Here is a 21,158-nt window from a genome sequence, read left to right on the forward strand (position 1 = left end):
GGGCTGACTATCCTTGAACCCAAATGGACACCCCGCACGCTGAACTGCACAAACGCCTGCCCGAGCTCATGCCGCGTGATCAACGCCGGCTCGCCAGGCGCCTCGACGGCGCACGCAAGGTCAAGGACCCGCTCGCGCGCAAGAAGATCACCGAGGAGATCGCCGCCCAGATCGACGAGGCCGCGCTCAAGGTCGCGCTGCGCAGGGAGTCCGTCCCCAAGATCAGCTATCCCGCCGAACTGCCGGTCAGCCAGCGCAAGGACGACATCAAAGACCTGATCGCACAGCACCAGGTCGTGATCGTCGCCGGCGAGACGGGCTCGGGCAAGACCACCCAGCTGCCCAAGATCTGCCTCGAACTCGGCCGCGGCGTCACCGGCCAGATCGGGCACACCCAGCCCCGCCGGATCGCCGCGCGCACGGTCGCGGAACGGGTCGCCGAGGAGCTCGGCACCAAGCTCGGTGACACGATCGGGTACAAGGTGCGGTTCACCGACCAGTCCGGTGACGACACGCTGGTCAAGCTCATGACCGACGGCATCCTGCTCGCCGAGATCCAGACCGACCGCACGCTGAGCCGCTACGACACGATCATCATCGACGAGGCGCACGAACGCAGCCTCAACGTCGACTTCCTGCTCGGCTACCTCAAGCAGCTGCTGCCGCAACGGCCCGACCTCAAGATCATCATCACGAGTGCCACGATCGACCCGCAGCGCTTCAGCCAGCACTTCGAGAACGCCCCGATCATCGAGGTCTCCGGCCGCACCTACCCCGTCGAGACCCGCTACCGGCCGCTCGAGGAGGACGACGACCAGACCCAGGGCATCATCAACGCCGTCCACGAACTGCAGGCCGAGGGCCCCGGCGACGTCCTGGTGTTCCTCTCCGGTGAACGCGAGATCCGCGACACCGCCGACGCCCTCAAAGCCGAAGACCTCAAAAACACCGAGATCCTCCCGCTCTACGCCCGACTCAGCGTCGGCGAGCAGCACCGGGTGTTCCAGCGGCACACCGGCAGAAGGATCGTGCTCGCCACCAACGTCGCCGAGACCAGCCTCACCGTGCCGGGCATCAAGTACGTCGTCGACCCCGGCAACGCGCGCATCTCCCGCTACAGCCACCGCCTCAAGGTCCAGCGCCTGCCCATCGAACCCATCAGCCAGGCGTCGGCGAACCAGCGCAAGGGCCGCTGCGGCCGCGTCAGCGAAGGCATCTGCATCCGCCTGTACTCCGAGGAGGACTTCGAGGCACGGCCGGAGTTCACCGACGCGGAGATCCTGCGCACCAACCTCGCCAGCGTCATCCTGCAGATGACCAACATCGGCCTCGGCGACGTCGCGAAGTTCCCGTTCATCGACCCGCCGGACTCCCGCAACATCAACGACGGCATCGGCCTGCTGCAGGAACTCGGCGCCATCAACGCCGCCGAGAAGAAGCTCACCCCCACCGGCCGCAAGCTCGCCGCGCTGCCGGTCGACCCGCGCCTGGGCCGCATGGTGCTCGAAGCCGACACCACCGGCTGCCTCAAAGAGGTCATGATCATCGCCGCGGCGCTGTCCATCCAGGACCCCCGCGAACGCCCAGCCGACCAGCAGGAAGCCGCCACCCAGCAGCACGCGCGGTTCGTCGACTCCGAATCCGACTTCGTCACGTTCCTCAACCTCTGGCAGTACCTCAAGGAACAGCAGAAGGAACTGTCCGGCAACCAGTTCCGCAAGCGCTGCAAGGCCGAGTTCCTCAACTACCTGCGCGTGCGCGAGTGGCAGGACATCTACCTGCAGCTGCGGCAGGTCGCCAAGCAGATCGGCATGCACGTCAACGACCAGCCCGGCGACCCCCGCAACATCCACATCGCGCTGCTGTCGGGCCTGCTCAGCCACATCGGCGTCAAGGACGTCCTCAAGAAGCAGGCCCCCAACGAGAAACGCCGCCCCATGACGGAGTTCCTCGGCGCCCGCAACGCCAAGTTCGCGATCTTCCCCGGCTCGGCGCTGGCCAAGAAACCACCGCAGTGGGTGATGGCCGCCGAACTCGTCGAGACCAGCCGCCTGTGGGGCCGCATCGTCGCCAAGATCGAACCCGAGTGGGCCGAACGCCTCGGCGAGCACGTCGTCAAACGCCAGTACAGCGAACCGCACTGGGAGACCAAACGCGGCTCCGTCGTGGCGCTGGAGAAGGTCACGCTCTACGGAGTGCCGATCGTCGCCGGCCGCAAGGTCAACTACGGCCGCATCGACCCCGAACTCTCGCGTGAGCTGTTCATCCGCCACGCCCTCGTGCAGGGCGAGTGGACCACCCACCACCGGTTCTTCCACACCAACCGGGCGATGCTCGAAGAAGTCGGCGAACTCGAGAACCGGGCACGACGCCGGGACATCGTCGTCGACGAGGAGACCCTGTTCGACTTCTACGACAAACGCGTCGCCCCCGAGGTCGTCTCCGCCCGGCACTTCGACTCGTGGTGGAAGAAGCAGAAGGACAAGAACCAGCTCACCTACACCTTGGACATGCTGGTCAACGAACGCGCCGACGTCACCCCCGACGCCTATCCCGACCAGTGGCGCCAGGGCGAGCTCACGCTGCCGCTGAGCTACCACTTCGAACCCGGCAGCCGCAACGACGGCGTCACCGTTCAGCTCCCGCTGCCCGCGCTCACCACCCTGGACGACGACGCGTTCTCCTGGCAGATCCCCGGCCTGCGCCACGACCTGGTCGTCGCGCTGATCCGCAGCCTGCCCAAGCAGATCCGCCGCAACTTCGTGCCCGTCCCCGACGTCGCCACCGCCGTGCTCGCCCGCATCAAACCCGGCGACACCTCGCTGCTGGGCGGCGTCGAACGCGAACTCAAAGCCCTCACCGGCGTCACCGTGCACCGCGAGGACTGGCAGTTCGACGCCGTCCCCGACCACCTCAAGCTCACCTTCCAGGTCGTCGACGAGCACAACCGCACCCTCGCCGAGGGCAAGGACATCGCCGCGCTCAAGGAGAAGCTGCGCGACGAGGTCCGCGAATCGCTGTCCCAGGCCGCCGGGCACCTCGAACGCACCGGCCTCACCACCTGGGACTTCGACTCGCTGCCGCGCACCATCGAGCAACGCCAGTCCGGCATCACCGTCACCGCCTACCCGTCGCTGCTCGACCAGGGCGAGACCGTCGCGATCAAGGTCCTCGACACCCCGGGACGGCAGGCCCACGCCCACCGCCGCGGCGTGCGCAGGCTCCTGCTGCTCGGCATCAACTCACCCGTCAAGCACCTGCAACGCCACCTCGACAACGCCGCCAAACTCGCCCTCACGCGCAATCCGCACGGCGGCGTCGCGGCGCTGCTCGCGGACTGCATCATGGCCGCCGTCGACCGGCTCATGGGCGAGCCCGCCTGGGACGCCAAGGCCTACGCCGCGCAGCTCAAGAAGGTGCAGGCGGCGCTCAACGACACCACCTGGGTCGTCGTGCAGGAGGTCCGCAAGGTCCTGGAGGCCCACCACGAGGCGGAGTTGAAACTCGCCGGCCTCAAGGGCGCCCCCGACTCCGCCAACGACATCCGCGCACACCTCAACTCGCTGGTGTACAAGGGATTCGTCACCCACACCGGCTACGACCGGCTGCCGGACCTCGTCCGGTACCTCAAGGGTGTGTCGCGGCGCATCGAGAAGCTGCCCGAGAACCCGCGCCGCGACCTCGACTGGACCGACAAGGTCCACCAGGTCCACGCCGAGTACCGGGACCTGCGCTCCCAGACCCCGCCCGACGAACCCGCGCCCGAGCTCGACGAGATCCGGTGGATGATCGAGGAACTGCGGCTGTCCTACTTCGCGCAGACCATCAAGACCCGCTACACCGTCAGCGACAAGCGCATCTTCAAAGCGCTCGACGCCGTGCCGTTGTAGGCCGCTACCGTGGGACATGCACTTTCCTGGGGATTCCACCTGGCAGGTGTCCAGCGGCAGCGCGGACACCTTCGTGCTCTACGTCCGTGACGCGCTCGGCGTCAGCACCCCCACCGCCGCCGCCATCCCACCCCTGACCCCGCCCGTCGACCGCCTGCACGACGTGTACGTGCCGGAGACGTTCGGGTCGGGGTGGGACCGGTGGTGGAGCGAGTCGCTCATCACCGGCGGCGGAGGCAGACCGCCCGTCGGCGTGCCCGAACACCTGCGCGAGGCCCACCGGCGGTGGCGGCCCGACCACACCTCACCCGAGCAGACCCGGCAACGCGACGAGGCCCGCGCCGAGCTGTCCGCGCTGCTGCAGGAGATCGTCGAGCAGCTCACCACCGAACTCGGTCACCCGCCCGTGTTCACCCTCAACCTCGTCGAGATCCCCGTGCGAGGCCAGTTCTGGCGGCGCGTCAACACCACCACCGCCCTGGTCTCCGACGAGCTCAAGGCGTCGCGCAACCTCATCGCGCCCCTGGAAACCGTGCTGCGAGAACTTGCCCGATGACGAGTTTTATGGCTCCGGACCAGGTCAAATACGGTCAGGACCATGGACACCACGCACGCCCTCATCGCCGCCCTGCGCGCCGGTGACGTCACCTCCGAGCAGCTGACCGACGAGGCGATCGCCCGGATCGAACGCGACGACCACGTCGTCAACGCGATCTGCGTGCCCGACTTCGACCGCGCACGGGCCGCGGCACGCCACGCCGACCAGGCGCGTGCCCGCGGCGAGGACCGGCCACTGCTCGGCATCCCCGTGACCGTCAAGGAGAGCTACGACATCGCCGGACTGCCCACCACCTGGGGCATGCCCGAGCACCGCGACCGCCACCCCGCCGAAGACGCCGTTCAGGTCACCAGGCTCAAGCAGGCAGGCGCCGTGATCCTCGGCAAGACCAACGTCCCCCTGGGACTGCAGGACATACAGACCTTCAACGAACTCCACGGCACCACCCGAAACCCGTGGAACCCCGACCGCACCCCGGGCGGCTCCTCCGGCGGATCCGCAGCGGCCCTGGCAGCAGGGTTCGGCGCGCTGTCCCTCGGCTCCGACCTCGGCGGCTCCCTGCGCACCCCCGCCCACTTCTGCGGCGTCCACGCCCACAAACCCACCATCGGAATCGCCGCCACCCGAGGCATGGGCGCACCGCCCGCGCCCGCGTCACCGGCCGAGCACGACCTCGCCGTCGTCGGCCCCATGGCCCGCAGCGCCCGCGACCTCACGCTCCTGCTCGACGTCATGGCCGGACCCGACCCGCTCACGCACGGCAAGGCGTACGCGCTGACGCTGCCGCCACCCCGTCACGCCCGGATCAGCGACTTCCGCATCCTGGTCCTCGACGAGCACCCGCTCGTCCCGACCTCCGCGGCCGTGCACGCGGCCGTGCACAAGGTGGCGGAAGCACTCACGAACGGTGGCGCCCGCGTCGACCGGCACAGCCCGCTGCTGCCCGACCTGACCGAAGCCGCGACCACCTACCTGCGGCTGCTGTTCGCCGGGTCGGTCGCACGGTTCCGCATCGACGAGGAGCAGCTGCGCGAGACGCAGCTCAGCCACCACGACTGGCTCGCCCTGCACGCCCGCCGCGAACTCCACCGGCACGGCTGGCGGCAGTTCTTCGCCGGCTACGACGTCGTCCTCTGCCCGATCACGCCCACCCCGGCGTTCCCGCACGACCACGACCCCGACGTGATGCGGCGTCGCATCGACATCGACGGCGACCAGCGCCCCTACTTCGACCAGCTCGTCTGGGCGGGCCTCGCCACCATGCCCGGCCTGCCCGCCACCGCCATCCCCACCGGCCCGGCCGACGGCCTACCGGTCGGCGTGCAGCTCATCGGACCGATGTTCGAGGACCGCACCCCGCTGAAACTCGCCGAACTGCTCGAACACGAGATCGGCGGCTTCCACGCACCTCAGCCGCGCTCGGCCAGCAACGCCTCACCCGTGCGGTAGAGCTGCACCAGCAACGGCCGCAACAACAGCCCGGCGGCCGTCAGCGAGTACGTCGTGCGCACCGGGAAACCGGGGGAGCGGTGGCACGACACCAACCCCTGTGCCACCAACGACTCCAGGCGTTCGGTCAGCACCTTCGCGCTCAACGACGGCAACCCCGCCCGCAACGCCGAGAACGACTTCGGCCCGTGCATCAGATCGCGCACCACCAGCGTCGCCCACCGGCCGCTGATCGCCGCCAGCGCCACCTCCACCGGGCACTCGGCACTCGGGCGGTCCCACGTCACCGTTTGGTGACCCACGGAAGCGAACGCAACGCTGTCGGCATGCACCCCTCCAGTGTCGCCCACGCCTTCGCCGCAGCCTTCAACTCCCGCGACCCGGACGCCGTCGACGCCGTCTACGAACCCGGCGGCCTGTTCGTCCCCGCACCCGGCCTCACCGTCACCGGAACCGCCCGCCGCGACGCCAACCAGCGGTTCCTCGCCGCGGGACTGCCCATCGACATCAGGCCCAGGCACGTCTACGAACACGACGGCATCGCGTTGCTGATCGTCGACTGGAGCATCGGCGAGATCGAGGGCACCGCCACCGACGTCGCCCGCAGGGGCGCGGACGGCCGGTGGCGGTACGTGATCGACAACCCCTTCGGCACTAGCCGGGCGGCTCCAGAGCCCCGGTCATGATCGCCACCGCGTCCGACATCGACACCTGAGCGGGGTCGACGACGGCGATGCGGCGGCCCAGCCGCTGGATGTGGATGCGATCGGCCACCTCGAACACGTGCGGCATGTTGTGGCTGATCAGGATCACCGGCAGACCCCGTTCCCGCACCTGCAGGACCAGGTCCAGCACCGCGCGGGACTCCCGCACCCCCAGGGCCGCCGTCGGCTCGTCCAGGATCACCACCCGGCTGCCGAACGCCGCCGCCCGCGCCACCGCCACCGCCTGGCGCTGACCACCCGACAACGTCTCCACGGCCTGGCCGGGGTGCTGGATCGTCATGATGCCCAGCGCGTCGAGCTGCCGGCGCGCCTCCTCCCGCATGCCCGCGCGGTCGAGCATCCGGAACACCGACCCCAGCACGCCCTTGCGGCGCCGTTCCCGGCCGAGGAACAGGTTCGCGGCGATGTCGAGCGACGGTGCCACCGCCAGCGACTGGTGCACCGTCTCGATCCCGGCCCGCCGCGCGTCCAGCGGCGTCGAGAACGACACCGGCTCGCCGTCGAGGAAGATCTCGCCCTCGTCCGGCACCACCGCCCCCGACAACGCCTTGATCAGCGACGACTTGCCCGCGCCGTTGTCACCGATCACCGCCAGGATCTCGCCCGGCAGCAACTCCAGGTCGGACCCCGCCAGCGCGGTCACCCGGCCGTAGCGCTTGACCAGGCCCGACGCCCTCAGCACCGCCGTCATGACCTGACCTTCCTGATCCACTGGTCCAGCGACACCGCCACGATGATCAACACCCCGACCGCCATCGTCTGCCACAGCACGTCCACCCCGGCCAGCGCGAGGCCGTTGCGGAACACCCCGACGATCAACGCGCCGATCAGCGACCCCACCACCGCGCCGCGGCCGCCGAACAACGACGTCCCGCCGATCACCACCGCCGTGATGGAGTCCAGGTTGTCGGTCTGCCCGGCCTGCGGGCTCGCCGACGCGATCCGGCCGATCAACGTCCACGCCGCCAGCGCGTAGATCAGCCCCGCCGTCGCGTACACGCTCAACAGCACCCGCGTCGTGCGGATACCGGACAGCCGTGCCGCCTCGACGTCGTCACCGGTCGCGTACACGTGCCGGCCCCACGCGGTGTTCTTCAGCACGAACGCCATCGCGCCCACCAGCAGCACGAGCATCACCGAGCCGTAGGTGACCCGCGTGCCGAACACCGTGAACGTCTGACCCGTCCACAGCAGCAACGACGGCATGTCCGTGCCGCGGATCGTCGCACTGCCCGAGTACCAGAGGTTCAGCGCGAAGAACACGTTCAACGTGCCCAGCGTGACGATGAACGGCGGCAGCTTCAGCCGCGTCACCAGCACCCCGTTGAGCACCCCGCACAGCGTGCCCACGACGAACCCCAGCAGCAGCGCGGGCAACCCCGGCAGCCCGGTCTCCGCCGCGACCTTCGCCATCACGATCGAGGTCAGCACCATGATCGCTCCGCACGACAGGTCGATGCCCGCCGTCAGGATCACGATCGTCTGCCCCACGGCGAGCGTGCCCACCACCGCCACCTGCTGCAGGATCAGCGAGATGTTGCCCGGCGTCAGGAACCGCTCCGACAGCACCGCGAACACGACCACCGCCACCAGCAGCACCACCGCCGGCCCGATCGTCGCCTGCGCGTGCAGCAGGTGCTGAAGACGCGTCAGCGGCGACCGTTCCCGGGACTCCACCACGGCCATGCGATCAGCCCCAGCAGTTCTGCAGGCCCCACGCCGAGTCCTTCGACTCGACGCCGTCCGCCGGCTGATCGGTCACCAGCGTCACGCCCGTGTCCGTGTTCGACGGCTTCGACCCGTCCTTCGCGAACTTCGCGACCGCCTCCACACCCAGCTGCGCCATCTTCAGCGGGTACTGCTGCGAGGTCGCGCCGATCACCCCCGCCTTGACGTTGTTCACCCCGGGACAGCCGCCGTCGACCGAGACGATCGTGACGTCCTTCTCCTTGCCCGCCGCCTTGAGCGCCTCGAACGCGCCCGCCGCCGCCGGTTCGTTGATCGTGTAGACCAGGTTGATCGACGGGTCCTTCTGCAGCAGGTTCTCCATCGCCCGCCGCCCACCCGACGGGTCACCGTCGGTCACGTCGTGTCCCACGATCCGGGGGTCGGACTCGTCACCGATGCGGGTCTTGTCCTTCACGTCGACGCCGAAGCCCTCCAGGAAACCCTGGTCGCGCTGCACGTCCACCGACACCTGGTTCGGGTTGAGGTCCAGCAACGCGATCTTCGCCTGCTTGCCCTCCTTCGCGAACTTCGCCTTCGCCCACTGCCCGATCAGCAGCCCCGCCCGGTAGTTGTCCGTCGCGAACGTCGCGTCGGCGGCGTCCGCGGGTTCGAGCTGCGTGTCCAGCGCGATCACCAGCAGACCCGCCGCGCGCGCCTTGTCCACCGACGGCACGATCGCCTTCGAGTCGCTCGGCGTGATCAGGATGCCCTTCGCACCCGACGCGATCAGGTTCTCGATCGCGTCCACCTGCGTCTGGTTGTCGCCGTCCTGCTTGCCCGCGAACGACTGCACCGTCACCCCGGAGGACCCCGCCGCTTGCTGCGCGCCCTCCTTCATCTTCACGAAGAACGGGTTCGTGTCCGTCTTCGTCACCAGCCCCACCAGCGTCGAACCGCCGCCGGACGAGCCACCACCTCCGCACGCGGTGAGCACGAGCAACGCCGCTGCGCTGAAAACCCCGACCGTTCTGCGCATGACCAACTCCTACGTCAACGTTGACGTATCCGGCCCTCCGCTGTATCACCGTGAGTAACGGAAGAGCGGCTACGCGTGATATCGATCGGGTATACCGTTCGCGTCATCGTTGACGCAAGAGTCCAAGGACGTGCGCATGGACCCCGCAGCAGGCAGACGTGAACCCACGATGCGCGACGTCGCCGCGCTGGCGAAGGTCAGCACCAAGACCGTCAGCCGCGTCATCAACGGCCTGCCCGGCGCCGGAGCCGAGGTCACCGACCGCGTCCGCGCCGCCGCCCGCACCCTCGGCTACCGGCCCGACCTCACCGCCAGCAGCCTGCGCCGCTCCGACCGCCGCAGCGCCACCATCGGCGTGCTGTTCGAGGACCTCTCCAACCCCTTCGACGCCGCCCTGCTGCGCGCCGTCGAGGACCACGCCCGCCGCCACGGCGTCCTCGTGCTCGCCGGCAGCACCGAGGACGACCACACCCTGCAACGCGAACTGCTGTTCTCGCTGTCCGCGCGCCGCGTCGACGCCCTCGTCGTCATGGCCGCCGGCGGGCACCAGGACGCGTTGCAGCACGAACGCGAACGCGGCACCCCGATGGTGCTCGTCGACCGGCCGCCCACCTTCGGCGGCACCGACTGCGTCACCACCACCAACCGCGACAGCGCCCGCGACGCCGTGCTGTCCCTGATCGCGCTCGGGCACCGCGACATCGCGTTCCTCGGCGACCGCCGCACCCTGTGGACCAGCCAGGAGCGCTACACCGGCTACGTCGAAGGCCTCGCCCGCGCCGGGGTCGCGCTGCGCACCGAACTCGTGCACACCGACCTGCACGGCGCCGACCTCGCCGAGACCGCCACCGCCGCGCTGCTGCGCCTCGACCGGCCGCCCACGGCGTTGTTCACCGCCCAGAACCTCGTCACCGTCGGCGCCCTGCGCGTGCTGCGCGCGCGAGACCTGCACCGCCGCGTCGCCGTCATCGGGTTCGACGACTTCCCGCTCGCGGACCTGCTCGACCCCGCGATCACCGTCGTGCGCCAGGACGTCCCCGGCATCGGCCGCAAAGCCGCCGAACTCGTCCTGGCCCGCGTCGACGGCGACACCTCACCGCCCGTGCACGCCGTCGTCCCCGCCGCGCTGATCCGGCGCGGCTCCGGCGAGATCAGCCCGGACCGGATCAGCCCAGACCGCTGACCGACACCACCGCGTCGATCACCTGCGGCCCCGACACGAGCACCTCGTCGTTGTGGTCCGCGCCCTCGATCTCGACGAGCCTCGCCCGTGCCGCGCTCGCCACCTCGCGGCTCTGCGCGGGCGGCACGACCGAGTCCTTCGTGCCCAGCAACACCACCGTCGGCACGTCCACAGCGGACACCCGTTCCAGCACCGGGTACTTGTCCTGCAACAACATCCGCACCGGCAACCACGGGTAGTGGTGCGACCCGGCCGCCGCCAGCGAGGTGAACGGCGAGCGCAGCACCAGCGCCTTCGGAGCCCGGAACGTCGCCAGCTCGGTCGCCACCGCCGCCCCCAGCGACTCCCCGAAGTACACGACCGGCCCGTCGATGAGGTCCAGCGCCGCCCGCGCGTCGTAGGTCAGGCCCTCCTCCGACGGCAGCCCCGGGTTGCCGCCGTAGCCGCGGTAGTCGAACAGCAGCACGGACAACCCCCGCGCCGTGAGCCCGCGCGCCAGCGACAGGCGCCCCTCGCGGTTGCCGCCGTTGCCCGGGAACACGATCACCGTCGCCGGCGCGTCGGGCAGTTCGAAGTGCCAGCCCTCCAGCACCAGGCCGTCCGCCGTCACCAGCCGGACGTCACGGCCACCGGGCAGCGCCTCGTCCGCGGACGGCACCGGGCCGGGGGAGGGGAAGTACACGAGCTTGCGCTGGAAGGTGAAGACCACGACCAAGATGGTGACAAGCACCGCCGCGACGATCAACACCGCCCTCCGCAACGCCCCACCTCCCGCCTCCAGTGTGAGCCCCGCGCCCGATTTCCACCCCGCGCGGAAACAAGCCGATCCTCGTAACAGGACGTCACCGCCCGTCGATCGAACGGCTGTGCACCTCGTACTCGCGGCCGGCACCCCGGCGGACCTGGAAGCGCTGTTCGACTGGCTCGACGGCGACGCCGACATCACGGTGCGCAAGCACCTCACCCCGCCCAAGCCCGGTGAACTCGGCGCGCTGACCGACGCGTTGATCGTCTCGGTCGGCGCGGGCGGCGCACTGACCGTCCTCGCCGCCTCCCTGCGCGGGTTCTTCCAGCAGCCACGCCGGTCGAAGGTCAAGGTGTCGGTGCGGCGCGAGGCCGACGGCGCCGTCACCGCCGAGATCGACGCCGACCGCGTGCGCGGCACCGACGTCGAGGCGATGCTCGCCCGGATCCTCGACCAGGGCTGATGGCCGGCACCAGGGTCGTGCTGCTCGGCACCTCCAGGTACGCCGACGACCGCCTCCCCTCGATCCCGGTCGTCGGCCAGTGCCTCGACGACCTGCGCCGCGTCCTCACCGACCCGGCCACCGGCCTCGTCGCCCCCGACGACTGCACCGTCGTGCTCGACGAGCCCTCCCTGCCCGCTCTCGGCCGCCGCCTCACTCGCGCCATGACCGGAGCCGAGGACCTGCTCGTCGTCTACTACGTCGGCCACGGCATCGTCGGCCGCCGCCATGAGCTCTACCTGGGCATGCACGACAGCGACCCCGAAGACCCCGCGTTCGGCTCGCTGTCCTACGTCTCCCTGCGCGACCGCGTGCTCGACAGCACCGCCAAGACCAAGATCGTCGTGCTGGACTGCTGCTACTCCGGCCGCGCCCTGGGCGAGCCGATGGCAGACCCCGCCACCGCCGTCCTCGGCCAGCTCGACATCGACGGCACCTACCTGCTCACCTCCGCCCAACGCGACCAGGTCGCCCTCGTGCTGCCCGGCGAACCCCACACCGCGTTCACCGGCCGCCTGCTGCGCGTGCTGGAGGAAGGCATCCCCGGCGGCGGCGAACACCTCACCATCGACGAGGTCTACCAGCAGCTCAGCACGGTGCTGACCCGCGAGGGACTGCCGCGCCCGCACAAGCGCGGCACGTCCACGGCCGACCGGTACCGCATCGCGCTCAACCGCGCCCGCCGCACCGAACCGGGGCAAACACCCGGCCAGCCGCTCGAGGCCGTGATCAGCAGGGCCCGCCGCCACGGCTACCAGACCGTCCTGGACGACCTGCGCGCCCTGCTCCTCGCCCAGCAGCAGTTCCTGGGCGAGGAGCACGTCGACTGCCGGCGCACCGAGCAGCACCTCGCCCTGGCCGTCGGTGCCTCCGGCGACGCACCCGAGGCGTTGCGCAGGCTCGAAGACCTGCTCGCGCGCGGTGGCCCGCTCGAAGACACCCTCGACACCCGCCAGTTCATCGCCGTCACGCTGATGGCGCTGGGCAGACGGGCCGAAGCACTGCACACCGTGCGGGTCGTACTGGCCGACCGCCGCCGCCTGCTGGGGTCCGGCCACGAAGGCACCGCACGCGCGCAGCACGTCCTCGCCCGGATCACCGCGCTCAACGGCGACACCACCGAGGCGATCTCCCTGCTGCGCGACCTGGACGACCGGCTGCTCGGCCACGGCCTGACCGGTGACCGCGTCCGGCGCGACCTGGCCCTGCTCACCACCGAGGCACCCGATGGCCGTTGAACCGCTCACCGACCAGGCCCGCGCCGTCCTCGCCGCGGCACAGGCCGAAGCCCGGCTGCTCGGCCACGACTACATCGGCACCGAGCACCTCCTGCTCGGCCTGATCGCCGAACCGGGCACCTCGGCCACCGCGCTCGCGCGATGGGACCTCGGCCTCGCGAAAGGCCGGGGCCTCGTCGATCAGCTCATCGGCAGAGGACGCCACCGCCTCCGCGAGAACTTCGCCTTCAGCCCGCGCGCCAAGCGCGTCGTCGAGAGCTACGCCCCCGCGGAGGCGCGCGCTTTGGGACTGCACCACGTCGGCCCCGAACACCTGCTGCTCGGCATCCTCCGCGAAGGCGACGGGATCGCGGTGCGGATGCTCGAGATCGCCGGGGCGGACCTGGAACTCCTCGCCCACGCCGTCGTCTCCCCGCCGCCCAGGATCCGCCCCCTGACGCGGCTGGTCGACGGCCTGCGCCTGGGCAAGATCACCGAGCACGTCCCGCAGGCACGGGTGCGGGGCAGGTACCAGGAGATCCAGCGCGCCGCACAGGTACTGGCCAGGCACAACCGCAGCAACCCCGTGCTCGTCGGCCGGCCGGGGATCGGCCGCCGCGAGGTGCTCGACGGCCTGGCCGGGGCACTCGTCGACGGCACGGTGCCACCGGCGCTGCGCGACCGGCGGATCTACGACATCTCCGGCGACACCGACGCCGTGGTCGCACAACTGCGGGACAACCCCCGCGCGATCGCCTGGATCGGCGACATCGGCGAGGCGCGGGAAGAGCTCCGCCAGGCGATCGTGGACGGTCAGGTGCAGGTCGTCGGCATCGCCACGCCCGAGTCGTTCGCGGCGCTCGACAGCGCGCTCACCCGGCGGCTTCAGCCGGTCCACGTCGAGGAGATGTCCGTCGAGGCGACCATCGAGGTGCTCGGCGACGTGTGCGACCAGATGGAGCGCCATCACCTGGTGCGGATCACCGACGACGCGCTGGCCGAGGTGGCGAGGAACGCCCAGCGCCCGCTGCCCGCAGGGGCGATCGACCTGCTGGACGAAGTCTGCGCACGCAGCCACCACCTCGGCTTCACCACCTCCGAGGTCGTCACCGCGCTCGTCGTGCGCGAGGTCGTGCAGGCACTCGCCGCCGAGTCGCGGTTCCCGCAGGCGGCGCCGGACCCGTTCGCCCGGTCCGGCGCCGACCTGTGGATGATCAGCTGAGCGTGCGGCCGAACAGGGCCAGCAGCGCACTCCAGTGCCGCTCCGCCGCCTCGGCGTCGTAGGCGGAGGTGTCGGACTGGGTGTAGCCGTGGTGCGCGCCCTCGTACACCTCGCACCGGTGCGTCACGCCCGCCTCGGTGAGCGCCTTCTCCAGCCGGTCGATCTGCTCCTGCGGCATGGCGGCGTCCTGGTCGGCGTGCGCGAAGTACAGCTCCGCCGTGACGGAGCCGGCCACCAGGTGCGGGCTGTCCGGCGCCTCCGACGCCAGGTTCGCGCCGTGGAAGCCCGCCGCGGCCGCCACCCGGTCCGGGTAGGTGGCCGCCGTGCGCAGCGCCACGCCCGCGCCCATGCAGTAGCCGGTGACGCCCACCGGGCCGTCGGTGGTGAACGGCAGGTCGGCCAGGTAACGCAGGTAGGCGCCGGCGTCGCTCATCAGACCGGCCGGGGTCAGCGACTGCATCACCGGGATGATCTTCTCGAACAACGCCGGGCGGGACGCCTGGTCGATGAAGTCCGGCAGGTCGAACAGCGGCGTGCGGCCCGCGCGGTAGAACACGTTGGGCACCAGGACCACGTACCCCGCGGCGGCCAGGCGGTCGGCCATCGCGGTCAGGTGCGGCCGCAGACCGAAGGCGTCCATGTAGAACAGGACCGCCGGGAACGGGCCGTCGCCATCAGGACGGGCCAGGTAGGCGTCGGCGATGCCGTCCGCGGTGGTCACGTCCACGGTCGTGCCGGGCATGGGTTGTCCTCCCCAGGACCTAGCCGGCCGGTGCGAACGGCACCAGCACGACGGTGATGTTGTCGTGGCCGCCCGCGTCCAGGGCGACCTTCACGAACTCCTCCGGACCGCACGGCAGCAGCGGTTGCAGGTCCTCCGGCTGCGGGCGGTAGTTGTGCAGGCCGTCCGAGCACAGCAGGAACACCCCCGCCGTGCTCGGGCGGATGGTCGCCACCTGCGGCACGACCTGGCCCGCGTCGGCGCCGATCCAGCGCGACAGCACGTGCGCGCGGCGGTCCGTGCGGGCCTGTTCCTCGGTCAGCACGCCCTCCGCGACGAGCTGCGCCGCCCACGTGTCGTCCGTGGTGAGCTGCTTCGAGCCCTCGTCGGACAGCCAGTACGCGCGCGAGTCACCGACCCAGCCGATCGTCACCGCCGACTCGGTCACCAGGGCCGAGACGAACGTGCACGACGGCGCCACACCGCGGGCGCCCGCCTCCATCGGCTCGTCCTCGACGAGCTTCTCCACCGCGGAGCACGACGCCGCCACCGCGTCGATCATCGCCTGCTCCGGGTCGGCGGTGTCGATCAGCGCGTTGAGCAGCACCTCCACCGCGGCGTCGGCAGCGGCCTGGGAGGCCTGCTCGGCGCGTTCGGACGAGGCCACGCCGTCGCACACCACGGCCGCGACGCCCTTGCCCGCCACGTGCCCGAACGCCATCGAGTCCTCGTTGCGGGCGCGGCGCTTGCCGCGGTCCGACACACCCGACACCGCGCCCAGCGCGTACTCGACCCGGTCGCGCGCCGACGGCTGGTGCCGGCCGCACTGGGTGCAGTAGTCCTCGTCATCGATGTCCGGCGACCCGCACAGGATGCACGAGGCCTGCGCGGGACCGGTCGGTCCGCCCAGCGGCGTGCGGCGCACCAGCAGGTTGCGTCCGCACGCCTCGCAGAACCGGTCCTCCGCCGCCACCGGCTCGGAGCACTCCGGGCACTTCAGGGTGTCCATCAAACCAACGTCCTAGGCCTTACCGCGTTCGCGCGGTCCACCAATGCGATCCGTTCCTCCGGCGTGGCCGCGAACCGGGCGAGCGTGCGGTAGCGACGCTCCAGACCCAGCCGAAGCTCGTGTTCGGAGAGTGCACAGTCCAGCACCCTCCCCTCGGCGGCCTGATTGCGGGTCACGTAGTCGTACGCCGCCTCGAGCACCTCGGCCGACAACTGGGTGTGCGACGCGACGTCGATGTCCAAGGCGTGCAAGCGTTCCCCGGCCGCGACGAGGTCCTCCGCCGCGCAGTCGCCGAGCTGCGCGCGCACCGCCGCGATCTGCGCCGGCAAGTGTTGTGAAGACGTGTCCGGGACCGACAGGAGCACCTCGACCGCTCGCGCACGGTCGCCACAGGCGAGCAGCACCCGCGCCAACCCGAACGCGGCGGACACGAACGAGTGATCTGTGCGCCACACCAGCTCGTACCAGGCCCCGGCCGACTTCAGGTCGTCCACGGCCTCGAAGCACACGCCCAGCGCCAGCTTCGGCGCCGCCTCACCCGGGACCGCCGAGCACACCGCGTCGAAGAACCCCCGCGCGTCGCCCGCCCGGCCGTCCGCCAGCGCCGCGAGGCCCCGGTACCAGTCGGGCCGCCAGTCCTCGGCCGGGTCGAGCTCCGGCTCGTCGAACATCGACGGCGCCGTCAACGCCTCCAGCTCCCGCAACGCCGCCGCGGTGTCGCCGGACTCGATCAGCACCCGCACGATCCGCAGCCGCACCTCCACCGTCAGCTCCGGCGCCTTGCGCAGCCCCTCCGGGTCCGACGTCGTCGCCGTCGCGAGCCACGAGGCCGCCGCGTCGGAGGTGTTCACCGACGGCGCGGGCAGCGCGAGCGCCACCTCCGCGAGGTCCAGCGGGCCCTCCACGCCGAACCGGCGGCGTTCCGGCGTGAACTGCCGCGACAGGCCCGGCCGCGCCACCCCGTCCTCCAGCGCCAGCACCTCGCGCAGCACGCCGGTGAGCTGCTCGGCCATGTCCTCGGCCGAGGAGAACCGCAGCTCCGGGTTCGGGTTCGTCGCCCGCAGCAGCAGCCGGTGGAACGACTCGAAGCGGCCCAGCAGCGGTTCCTCGTCCACCGTCGGCAGCCGGTCCTTGCAGCGGCCCCGGAAGTCGAACGGGAAGCTCATCACCGCCAGCGCCCGCCCGACCGTGTAGATGTCGGAGAACACCGACGGCCCGATCGTGCCGATCTCCGGCGCCTGGTAGCCGATCGTGCCGTAGATGGGGGAGTGGTGGTCGTCGATGCGCCGCACCGCGCCCAGGTCGATCAGCTTGAGCTGCTCCTCGGTGTGGATCATGTTGTCCGGTTTGAAGTCGCAGTACAGCAGCCCCACCCCGTGCAGGTAGCCCAGCGCGGGCAGGATCTCCAGCACGTACGCGATGGCCTGCGCCAGCGGCAAGGCCTCGTCGCCCCGGCCGTCGCGGCGCCGCTGGGTGATCATGTCCTTGATGGACTCGCCGCCCACGTACTCCATCACGATGTACTCGACGAGCTTGTCGAGCTCGCGGCTCTCGTGCCGGATGAAGTTGTGGATCTTCACGATGTTCGGGTGCTCGACCTCCGCGAGGAACCGCCGCTCGGCCAGCGCGGCCGCCATCGCGTCGGCGTCACCGGAGTCCAGCAGGCCCTTGAGCACGACCCAGCGGTCGCTCACCGCGTGGTCCAGCGCCAGGTACAGCCAGCCCAGGCCGCCGTGCGCCAGGCACCCCAGCACCTCGTACTGGTCGTGCAGCACCTCGCCCGGCTGCAGCTTCGGCGTGAACGAGTACGCGTGCCCGCACTGCGGGCAGAACCCCTCCACCCGGCCCGGCTTGGTGTCGCTGCGGCGGCCGACCTTCTTGCCGCACTTCGAGCAGAACCGCTTCGCCTCCGGGACCTCGGGGTTCTCCAGCACCGCGGTCTTCGGGTCCCGGTAGGGCACCCGCGGCACCTCGACCAGGCCCGCGCCCAGCCGGCCGCGGCTCATCGACCGCCCGCTGCCGCGCCGCGCACGTCCCGACGCCGACCGCGACATCTCCTGCGACGACGACCAGGGCGCGGTGCCCGGCGCTGTCTGCGGCCCTGTCTCCGGTAGCTCGTCACTCATCCGCACACACCCCCTAGTCCCGATAACGCGCGACGGGCGGCGCGGGTGCCGGGCCCAGCGGCGTGAGCCACCGGCCGTAGATCGCGGCCCACGTGCCGTCGGAGCGCATCCGCTCCAGCACGCCGTTGACGAACCGCACCAGGTCCTCCTGCCCCTTGGGCACCCCGACGCCGTACGACTCGTCGGTGAACCGCGCGCCCACCACCTCGGTGTACGGGTCCTGCGCCGCGAGTCCGGCGAGGATCGTGTCGTCGGTGGAGATCGCGTCGGTCTGCCCCTGCTGCAGCATCACCAGGCAGTCCGTCCAGTTCGGCACGCTCACGGTCGTCTTCACCCGGTTCACCACGTTGCCCAGCGACGTCGACCCCGACGCCACGCACACCCTCTTGTCCGCGAGCCCCTCCACGCCGGTGATGCCGGAGTTGCGGCGCACCAGCACGCGTTGCCCGGCCTGGTAGTAGACCTGCGAGAAGTCCACGTCCCTGAGCCGTTCGCAGGTGATCGTCATCGTGCGCACCACCACGTCGACGTCCCCGCGTTGCAGCATCGGGATCCGCTCCGCCGCCGTTACGACCTTGAACTGCACCTTCTTCTCGTCGCCGAACACGGCCTTCGCGATCTGCCGTGCCACGTCGACGTCGAAGCCCTCGATCTCGCCGGTGAACGAGTTGCGGAACCCCATCAGGTACGAGTTCTGGTCCACCCCGGCGATCAACCGGCCGCGCTGCTGGATCTTCGCCATCGTCGAGCCCGCGGGCATCTGGTTCGCCGGCGGCAACGCCCCGGGCCGCAGACTCGCCGTCGCGTCGCACGACGGGGGAGCACCCGCCGCGCTCGACGGCGCCGCCGACACCGTGCTCGCGTTCGCCGGCTGCGGCGCCGCGGCTGAGCGCGGCACCACCTCGCTCGGCGGCGGTCCCGCCGAGCACGCCCCGAGCAGCAGCAACGTCGCCAGGGCCAGTCGCCTCATCGGTACTCCTTGAGCCGCTGCCACAACCCCGTCGTGGATCCCGCGGCGCTGATCAGCGCCAGCACCAGCACCCCCACCACCGTGCCCGCGAGCGACGCCCGCGCCACCGCCACCTCGTCGCTGAAGTCCTGCCGCGCCTCGCCGATGCCCTGCACCAGCGCCTGGTCCAGCGAGTCGAAGTACGGGTTGTTGATCAACGCCACCGCGTCGGTGTACTGCCCCGCGTCGTCGGCCTCGCGGATGCGCTGGTGCACCTGCTGCCACTGCCGGAAGTGCCGCATCGCCTGGTCCACCGCCTCGGTGCCGCCGAGCTTCGCCGCCTGGTCGAGCAGCCCCTCCAGCCGTTCCGACACCTCGACGAAGTTCTTCTCGTAGGACTGGCCCGCACCTCTCGCGACCAGCGTCAGCGTCTCCTCGCCGCGCGCGGTCAGCGTCGCGATCCGGGCCTGGGCGAGCACGTCGACCTTCTTCGACGCCGCCCGCGAGTCCGACACGTCGTGCATCACCAGCACCGACACCGTCGTCACCCACAGCAGCGACACCGCAGCCGCGCCCGTGGCGACCAGCAACCCGACGTTGAGCAGCCGGTTCGTCCTGCGCGTCAGGTACCGCTGCGTGCCGACCAGCGCCACCACGAACCCCAGCGCGACCGCCACCGAACCCCACGGGAACGTGGCCTCGTCCTGCGCGCGGGCCACCCGGTCCGTCTCCGCCCGGTACAGCTCCTGCGCCGCCGGCAGCAGCTGCGTGCGCATCAGCCCCGACGCCTCGCGCAGGTAGGCCGCGCCGACCGGGAAGCCCTGCCGGTTGTTCGTGCGCGCCGTCTCGATCAGCCCCGTGTACACCGGCAGCTGCGCCGCCAGCGTCGCCGTGAGTTCGGGTGAGGACGCCGTGGCCACCGACAGCGCCGCCTGGGCCTGCGCGATGTCCGCCTCGTAGCGTTCCCGCAGCTCGGACGGCTCCAGGCCGCCTGAGAGGAACGCGCTCGCCGCCGTCGCGTCCGCGTCCTGCAACGCCCGGTAGACCTCCTGCGCGGCGTGCGCGAGCGGCTCGGAGCGCGTCGCCAGGTCCTCCAGCGCCCGTTCCTGCCGGTTCACGCTCCACGTCGTCAGCCAGCCGCTCGCGAGGCTCGCCACCACCAGCACCACGACGATCAGGCTCAACCGGCCGGGAGTCGACCGCGCCAGACCGGTGACACGGCGCACCAGCGCCTGCCGGGGACGGGAGTCGATCACCACGAGCGGGCCTCCCAGCGACGAAGTTGATCGGCGTGGCGTAACTGTAGGCACCCAGATGACACCGCGTGGGAATTAACGACGCATCCCGGCACGCGTCACTCAGGTGTTACAGCTCGCGCGACTCGATCAGCCGATTGACGCCGTCGAGGATCATCTCCAGACCGAACTCGAACGAGTGCTCGGGGGAGTAGGCGCTCTGGTGCGCCTCGCCGACCGCACCGCCCACCCGTGCCGCGACCGGGTAGCGCGCCGGGTCGAACACCGTCATCAGCACCGGCGCCGCCGCGTCCCACCACTGCTGGTCGGTCAGACCGGTCTCCTGCTCGGTCACCGCGGCCGCCGTCAGCCCGCGCGCCGAGTTCTGCACGTGCCCGAGCACCAGGTTGAGCACCGAGTCGATCTCCACGTCCGAGAGGCCGATGCCGTCCAGCCCGCGCAGCTCGAAGTCGTACTTCGCCGCCACCTGCGGGCCGAGCACCGTCCGTGACGGCGCGACCTGCAACAACCACGGGTGCCGCCGGTGCAGCTCCAGGTTCTCCCGCGCCACGTAGGTCAGGTGCTCGCGCCAGCCGGGTTGTTCTTCGCGGCCCGTCACCGCCTGCACCGTGTCGACCATGACGTCGATCAGCTCGCCCTTGCCCGGCACGTAGGTGTAGAGCGACATCGTCCCCACGCCCAGCGCCTCGGCCACGCGCCGCATCGACAACGCCTTGAGCCCGTCGGCGTCGGCGAGGTCGATGCCCGCCCGCACGATCCGGTCCACGCTCAGGTCCGGCTTGCCCTTGCGCGACACCCGTTCCTGAGTGCGCCACAGCAACGCGAGCGTGCGCGCCGGGTCTCCGCTGCCCGTGTGTTCGATCACGAGCGCGACACTACCGTACCGTATGCTGTACGGTAC

General features: G+C 70.8%; 19 protein-coding genes. 8 read left to right on the forward strand and 11 right to left on the reverse strand.

What is annotated here, in order from left to right; all coding sequences use genetic code 11:
- The first annotated feature begins 23 nt into the window (after positions 1 to 23).
- Genes hrpA through QSK25_RS18405 form a run of 3 tightly spaced genes read left to right on the forward strand, consistent with a single transcriptional unit; the run spans position 24 to position 5,898 of the window.
- Entirely contained in the window at positions 24 to 3,890 is a 3,867-nt protein-coding gene (gene hrpA / locus QSK25_RS18395) for an ATP-dependent RNA helicase HrpA (RefSeq protein WP_285639751.1), read from the forward strand.
- Positions 3,891 to 3,906: 16 nt separating this feature from the next.
- On the forward strand, positions 3,907 to 4,446 hold the full coding sequence (locus QSK25_RS18400) for a hypothetical protein (RefSeq protein WP_285639752.1): 540 nt from the start codon (positions 3,907 to 3,909) through the stop codon (positions 4,444 to 4,446).
- 42 nt (positions 4,447 to 4,488) lie between these two features.
- A complete protein-coding gene (locus QSK25_RS18405; RefSeq protein ID WP_285639754.1) occupies positions 4,489 to 5,898 on the forward strand; it encodes an amidase in 1,410 nt (469 codons plus the stop codon).
- Here the strand turns inward: QSK25_RS18405 and QSK25_RS18410 are convergent.
- Positions 5,859 to 6,200 (reverse strand): winged helix-turn-helix transcriptional regulator, encoded by a 342-nt coding sequence (locus tag QSK25_RS18410; RefSeq protein WP_285639755.1) that lies wholly within the window; start codon positions 6,198 to 6,200, stop codon positions 5,859 to 5,861. The genes QSK25_RS18405 and QSK25_RS18410 overlap by 40 nt on opposite strands.
- Before the next feature lie 24 nt (positions 6,201 to 6,224).
- On the opposite strand from QSK25_RS18410, the gene QSK25_RS18415 reads away from it, so the two are divergent.
- Positions 6,225 to 6,584 (forward strand): YybH family protein, encoded by a 360-nt coding sequence (locus tag QSK25_RS18415; protein WP_285639756.1) that lies wholly within the window; start codon positions 6,225 to 6,227, stop codon positions 6,582 to 6,584.
- Here QSK25_RS18415 and QSK25_RS18420 read toward each other — a convergent pair.
- The 3 genes from QSK25_RS18420 to QSK25_RS18430 are packed head-to-tail and all read right to left on the reverse strand — an operon-like array spanning position 6,553 to position 9,327.
- Positions 6,553 to 7,314 carry an ATP-binding cassette domain-containing protein gene (locus tag QSK25_RS18420; RefSeq protein ID WP_285639757.1) on the reverse strand — a complete coding sequence of 254 codons (762 nt, stop codon included), beginning with the start codon at positions 7,312 to 7,314 and terminating at the stop codon, positions 6,553 to 6,555. The genes QSK25_RS18415 and QSK25_RS18420 overlap by 32 nt on opposite strands.
- Positions 7,311 to 8,309, reverse strand: a complete 999-nt coding sequence (locus QSK25_RS18425) for an ABC transporter permease (RefSeq protein ID WP_285639758.1) — start codon at positions 8,307 to 8,309, stop codon at positions 7,311 to 7,313. The genes QSK25_RS18420 and QSK25_RS18425 overlap by 4 nt, the downstream gene beginning before the upstream one ends.
- 4 nt (positions 8,310 to 8,313) lie before the next feature.
- The gene (locus QSK25_RS18430; RefSeq protein ID WP_285639760.1) at positions 8,314 to 9,327 is read right to left on the reverse strand and encodes a sugar ABC transporter substrate-binding protein; all 1,014 of its coding nucleotides are present in this window, start codon (positions 9,325 to 9,327) and stop codon (positions 8,314 to 8,316) included.
- Between the two features lie 136 nt (positions 9,328 to 9,463).
- On the opposite strand from QSK25_RS18430, the gene QSK25_RS18435 reads away from it, so the two are divergent.
- The gene (locus tag QSK25_RS18435) at positions 9,464 to 10,510 is read left to right on the forward strand and encodes a LacI family DNA-binding transcriptional regulator (protein ID WP_285639761.1); all 1,047 of its coding nucleotides are present in this window, start codon (positions 9,464 to 9,466) and stop codon (positions 10,508 to 10,510) included.
- Here QSK25_RS18435 and QSK25_RS18440 read toward each other — a convergent pair.
- On the reverse strand, positions 10,494 to 11,219 hold the full coding sequence (locus QSK25_RS18440) for an alpha/beta hydrolase (RefSeq protein ID WP_285639763.1): 726 nt from the start codon (positions 11,217 to 11,219) through the stop codon (positions 10,494 to 10,496). The genes QSK25_RS18435 and QSK25_RS18440 overlap by 17 nt on opposite strands.
- Positions 11,220 to 11,376: 157 nt before the next feature.
- Here QSK25_RS18440 and QSK25_RS18445 point away from each other — a divergent pair, with 157 nt between their 5' ends.
- The 3 genes from QSK25_RS18445 to QSK25_RS18455 are packed head-to-tail and all read left to right on the forward strand — an operon-like array spanning position 11,377 to position 14,196.
- Positions 11,377 to 11,718 (forward strand): effector-associated constant component EACC1, encoded by a 342-nt coding sequence (locus tag QSK25_RS18445; RefSeq protein WP_285639765.1) that lies wholly within the window; start codon positions 11,377 to 11,379, stop codon positions 11,716 to 11,718.
- Complete coding sequence (locus QSK25_RS18450) at positions 11,718 to 12,995, forward strand: caspase family protein (protein WP_285639767.1); 1,278 nt, start codon at positions 11,718 to 11,720, stop codon at positions 12,993 to 12,995. Before QSK25_RS18445 ends, QSK25_RS18450 begins: the two co-directional genes overlap by 1 nt.
- Entirely contained in the window at positions 12,985 to 14,196 is a 1,212-nt protein-coding gene (locus QSK25_RS18455; RefSeq protein WP_285639768.1) for a Clp protease N-terminal domain-containing protein, read from the forward strand. The genes QSK25_RS18450 and QSK25_RS18455 overlap by 11 nt, the downstream gene beginning before the upstream one ends.
- Here QSK25_RS18455 and QSK25_RS18460 read toward each other — a convergent pair.
- The 6 genes from QSK25_RS18460 to QSK25_RS18485 form a co-directional block, all read right to left on the reverse strand.
- Positions 14,189 to 14,938, reverse strand: coding sequence for a dienelactone hydrolase family protein (locus tag QSK25_RS18460; protein ID WP_285639770.1), 750 nt, complete (start codon positions 14,936 to 14,938; stop codon positions 14,189 to 14,191). The genes QSK25_RS18455 and QSK25_RS18460 overlap by 8 nt on opposite strands.
- A gap of 19 nt (positions 14,939 to 14,957) precedes the next feature.
- On the reverse strand, positions 14,958 to 15,926 hold the full coding sequence (locus QSK25_RS18465; RefSeq protein WP_285639772.1) for a PP2C family protein-serine/threonine phosphatase: 969 nt from the start codon (positions 15,924 to 15,926) through the stop codon (positions 14,958 to 14,960).
- The gene (locus tag QSK25_RS18470) at positions 15,926 to 18,052 is read right to left on the reverse strand and encodes a serine/threonine-protein kinase (protein WP_285639774.1); all 2,127 of its coding nucleotides are present in this window, start codon (positions 18,050 to 18,052) and stop codon (positions 15,926 to 15,928) included. Before QSK25_RS18470 ends, QSK25_RS18465 begins: the two co-directional genes overlap by 1 nt.
- A 13-nt stretch (positions 18,053 to 18,065) precedes the next feature.
- Complete coding sequence (locus QSK25_RS18475) at positions 18,066 to 19,022, reverse strand: glutamate ABC transporter substrate-binding protein (RefSeq protein ID WP_285639776.1); 957 nt, start codon at positions 19,020 to 19,022, stop codon at positions 18,066 to 18,068.
- Positions 19,019 to 20,260, reverse strand: coding sequence for a GlnX family signal transduction membrane protein (locus QSK25_RS18480; protein ID WP_285639777.1), 1,242 nt, complete (start codon positions 20,258 to 20,260; stop codon positions 19,019 to 19,021). The genes QSK25_RS18475 and QSK25_RS18480 overlap by 4 nt, the downstream gene beginning before the upstream one ends.
- 106 nt (positions 20,261 to 20,366) lie before the next feature.
- Entirely contained in the window at positions 20,367 to 21,122 is a 756-nt protein-coding gene (locus QSK25_RS18485; RefSeq protein ID WP_285639778.1) for a TetR/AcrR family transcriptional regulator, read from the reverse strand.
- Positions 21,123 to 21,158 lie beyond the last annotated feature (36 nt).

The sequence above is a fragment of the Lentzea sp. NBRC 102530 genome, from assembly GCF_030269365.1.
GTDB lineage: Bacteria > Actinomycetota > Actinomycetes > Mycobacteriales > Pseudonocardiaceae > Lentzea.

What these genes read in the sequence shown, in the direction of transcription:
- hrpA (WP_285639751.1), top strand. Translation starts at nt 24, where the DNA reads ATGGACACCCCGCACGCTGAACTGCACAAACGCCTGCCCGAGCTCATG.
- QSK25_RS18400 (WP_285639752.1), top strand. Translation starts at nt 3,907, where the DNA reads ATGCACTTTCCTGGGGATTCCACCTGGCAGGTGTCCAGCGGCAGCGCG.
- QSK25_RS18405 (WP_285639754.1), top strand. Translation starts at nt 4,489, where the DNA reads ATGGACACCACGCACGCCCTCATCGCCGCCCTGCGCGCCGGTGACGTC.
- QSK25_RS18415 (WP_285639756.1), top strand. Translation starts at nt 6,225, where the DNA reads ATGCACCCCTCCAGTGTCGCCCACGCCTTCGCCGCAGCCTTCAACTCC.
- QSK25_RS18420 (WP_285639757.1), bottom strand. Translation starts at nt 7,314, where the DNA reads ATGACGGCGGTGCTGAGGGCGTCGGGCCTGGTCAAGCGCTACGGCCGG.
- QSK25_RS18425 (WP_285639758.1), bottom strand. Translation starts at nt 8,309, where the DNA reads ATGGCCGTGGTGGAGTCCCGGGAACGGTCGCCGCTGACGCGTCTTCAG.
- QSK25_RS18430 (WP_285639760.1), bottom strand. Translation starts at nt 9,327, where the DNA reads ATGCGCAGAACGGTCGGGGTTTTCAGCGCAGCGGCGTTGCTCGTGCTC.
- QSK25_RS18435 (WP_285639761.1), top strand. Translation starts at nt 9,464, where the DNA reads ATGGACCCCGCAGCAGGCAGACGTGAACCCACGATGCGCGACGTCGCC.
- QSK25_RS18450 (WP_285639767.1), top strand. Translation starts at nt 11,718, where the DNA reads ATGGCCGGCACCAGGGTCGTGCTGCTCGGCACCTCCAGGTACGCCGAC.
- QSK25_RS18455 (WP_285639768.1), top strand. Translation starts at nt 12,985, where the DNA reads ATGGCCGTTGAACCGCTCACCGACCAGGCCCGCGCCGTCCTCGCCGCG.
- QSK25_RS18460 (WP_285639770.1), bottom strand. Translation starts at nt 14,938, where the DNA reads ATGCCCGGCACGACCGTGGACGTGACCACCGCGGACGGCATCGCCGAC.
- QSK25_RS18465 (WP_285639772.1), bottom strand. Translation starts at nt 15,926, where the DNA reads ATGGACACCCTGAAGTGCCCGGAGTGCTCCGAGCCGGTGGCGGCGGAG.
- QSK25_RS18470 (WP_285639774.1), bottom strand. Translation starts at nt 18,052, where the DNA reads ATGAGTGACGAGCTACCGGAGACAGGGCCGCAGACAGCGCCGGGCACC.
- QSK25_RS18475 (WP_285639776.1), bottom strand. Translation starts at nt 19,022, where the DNA reads ATGAGGCGACTGGCCCTGGCGACGTTGCTGCTGCTCGGGGCGTGCTCG.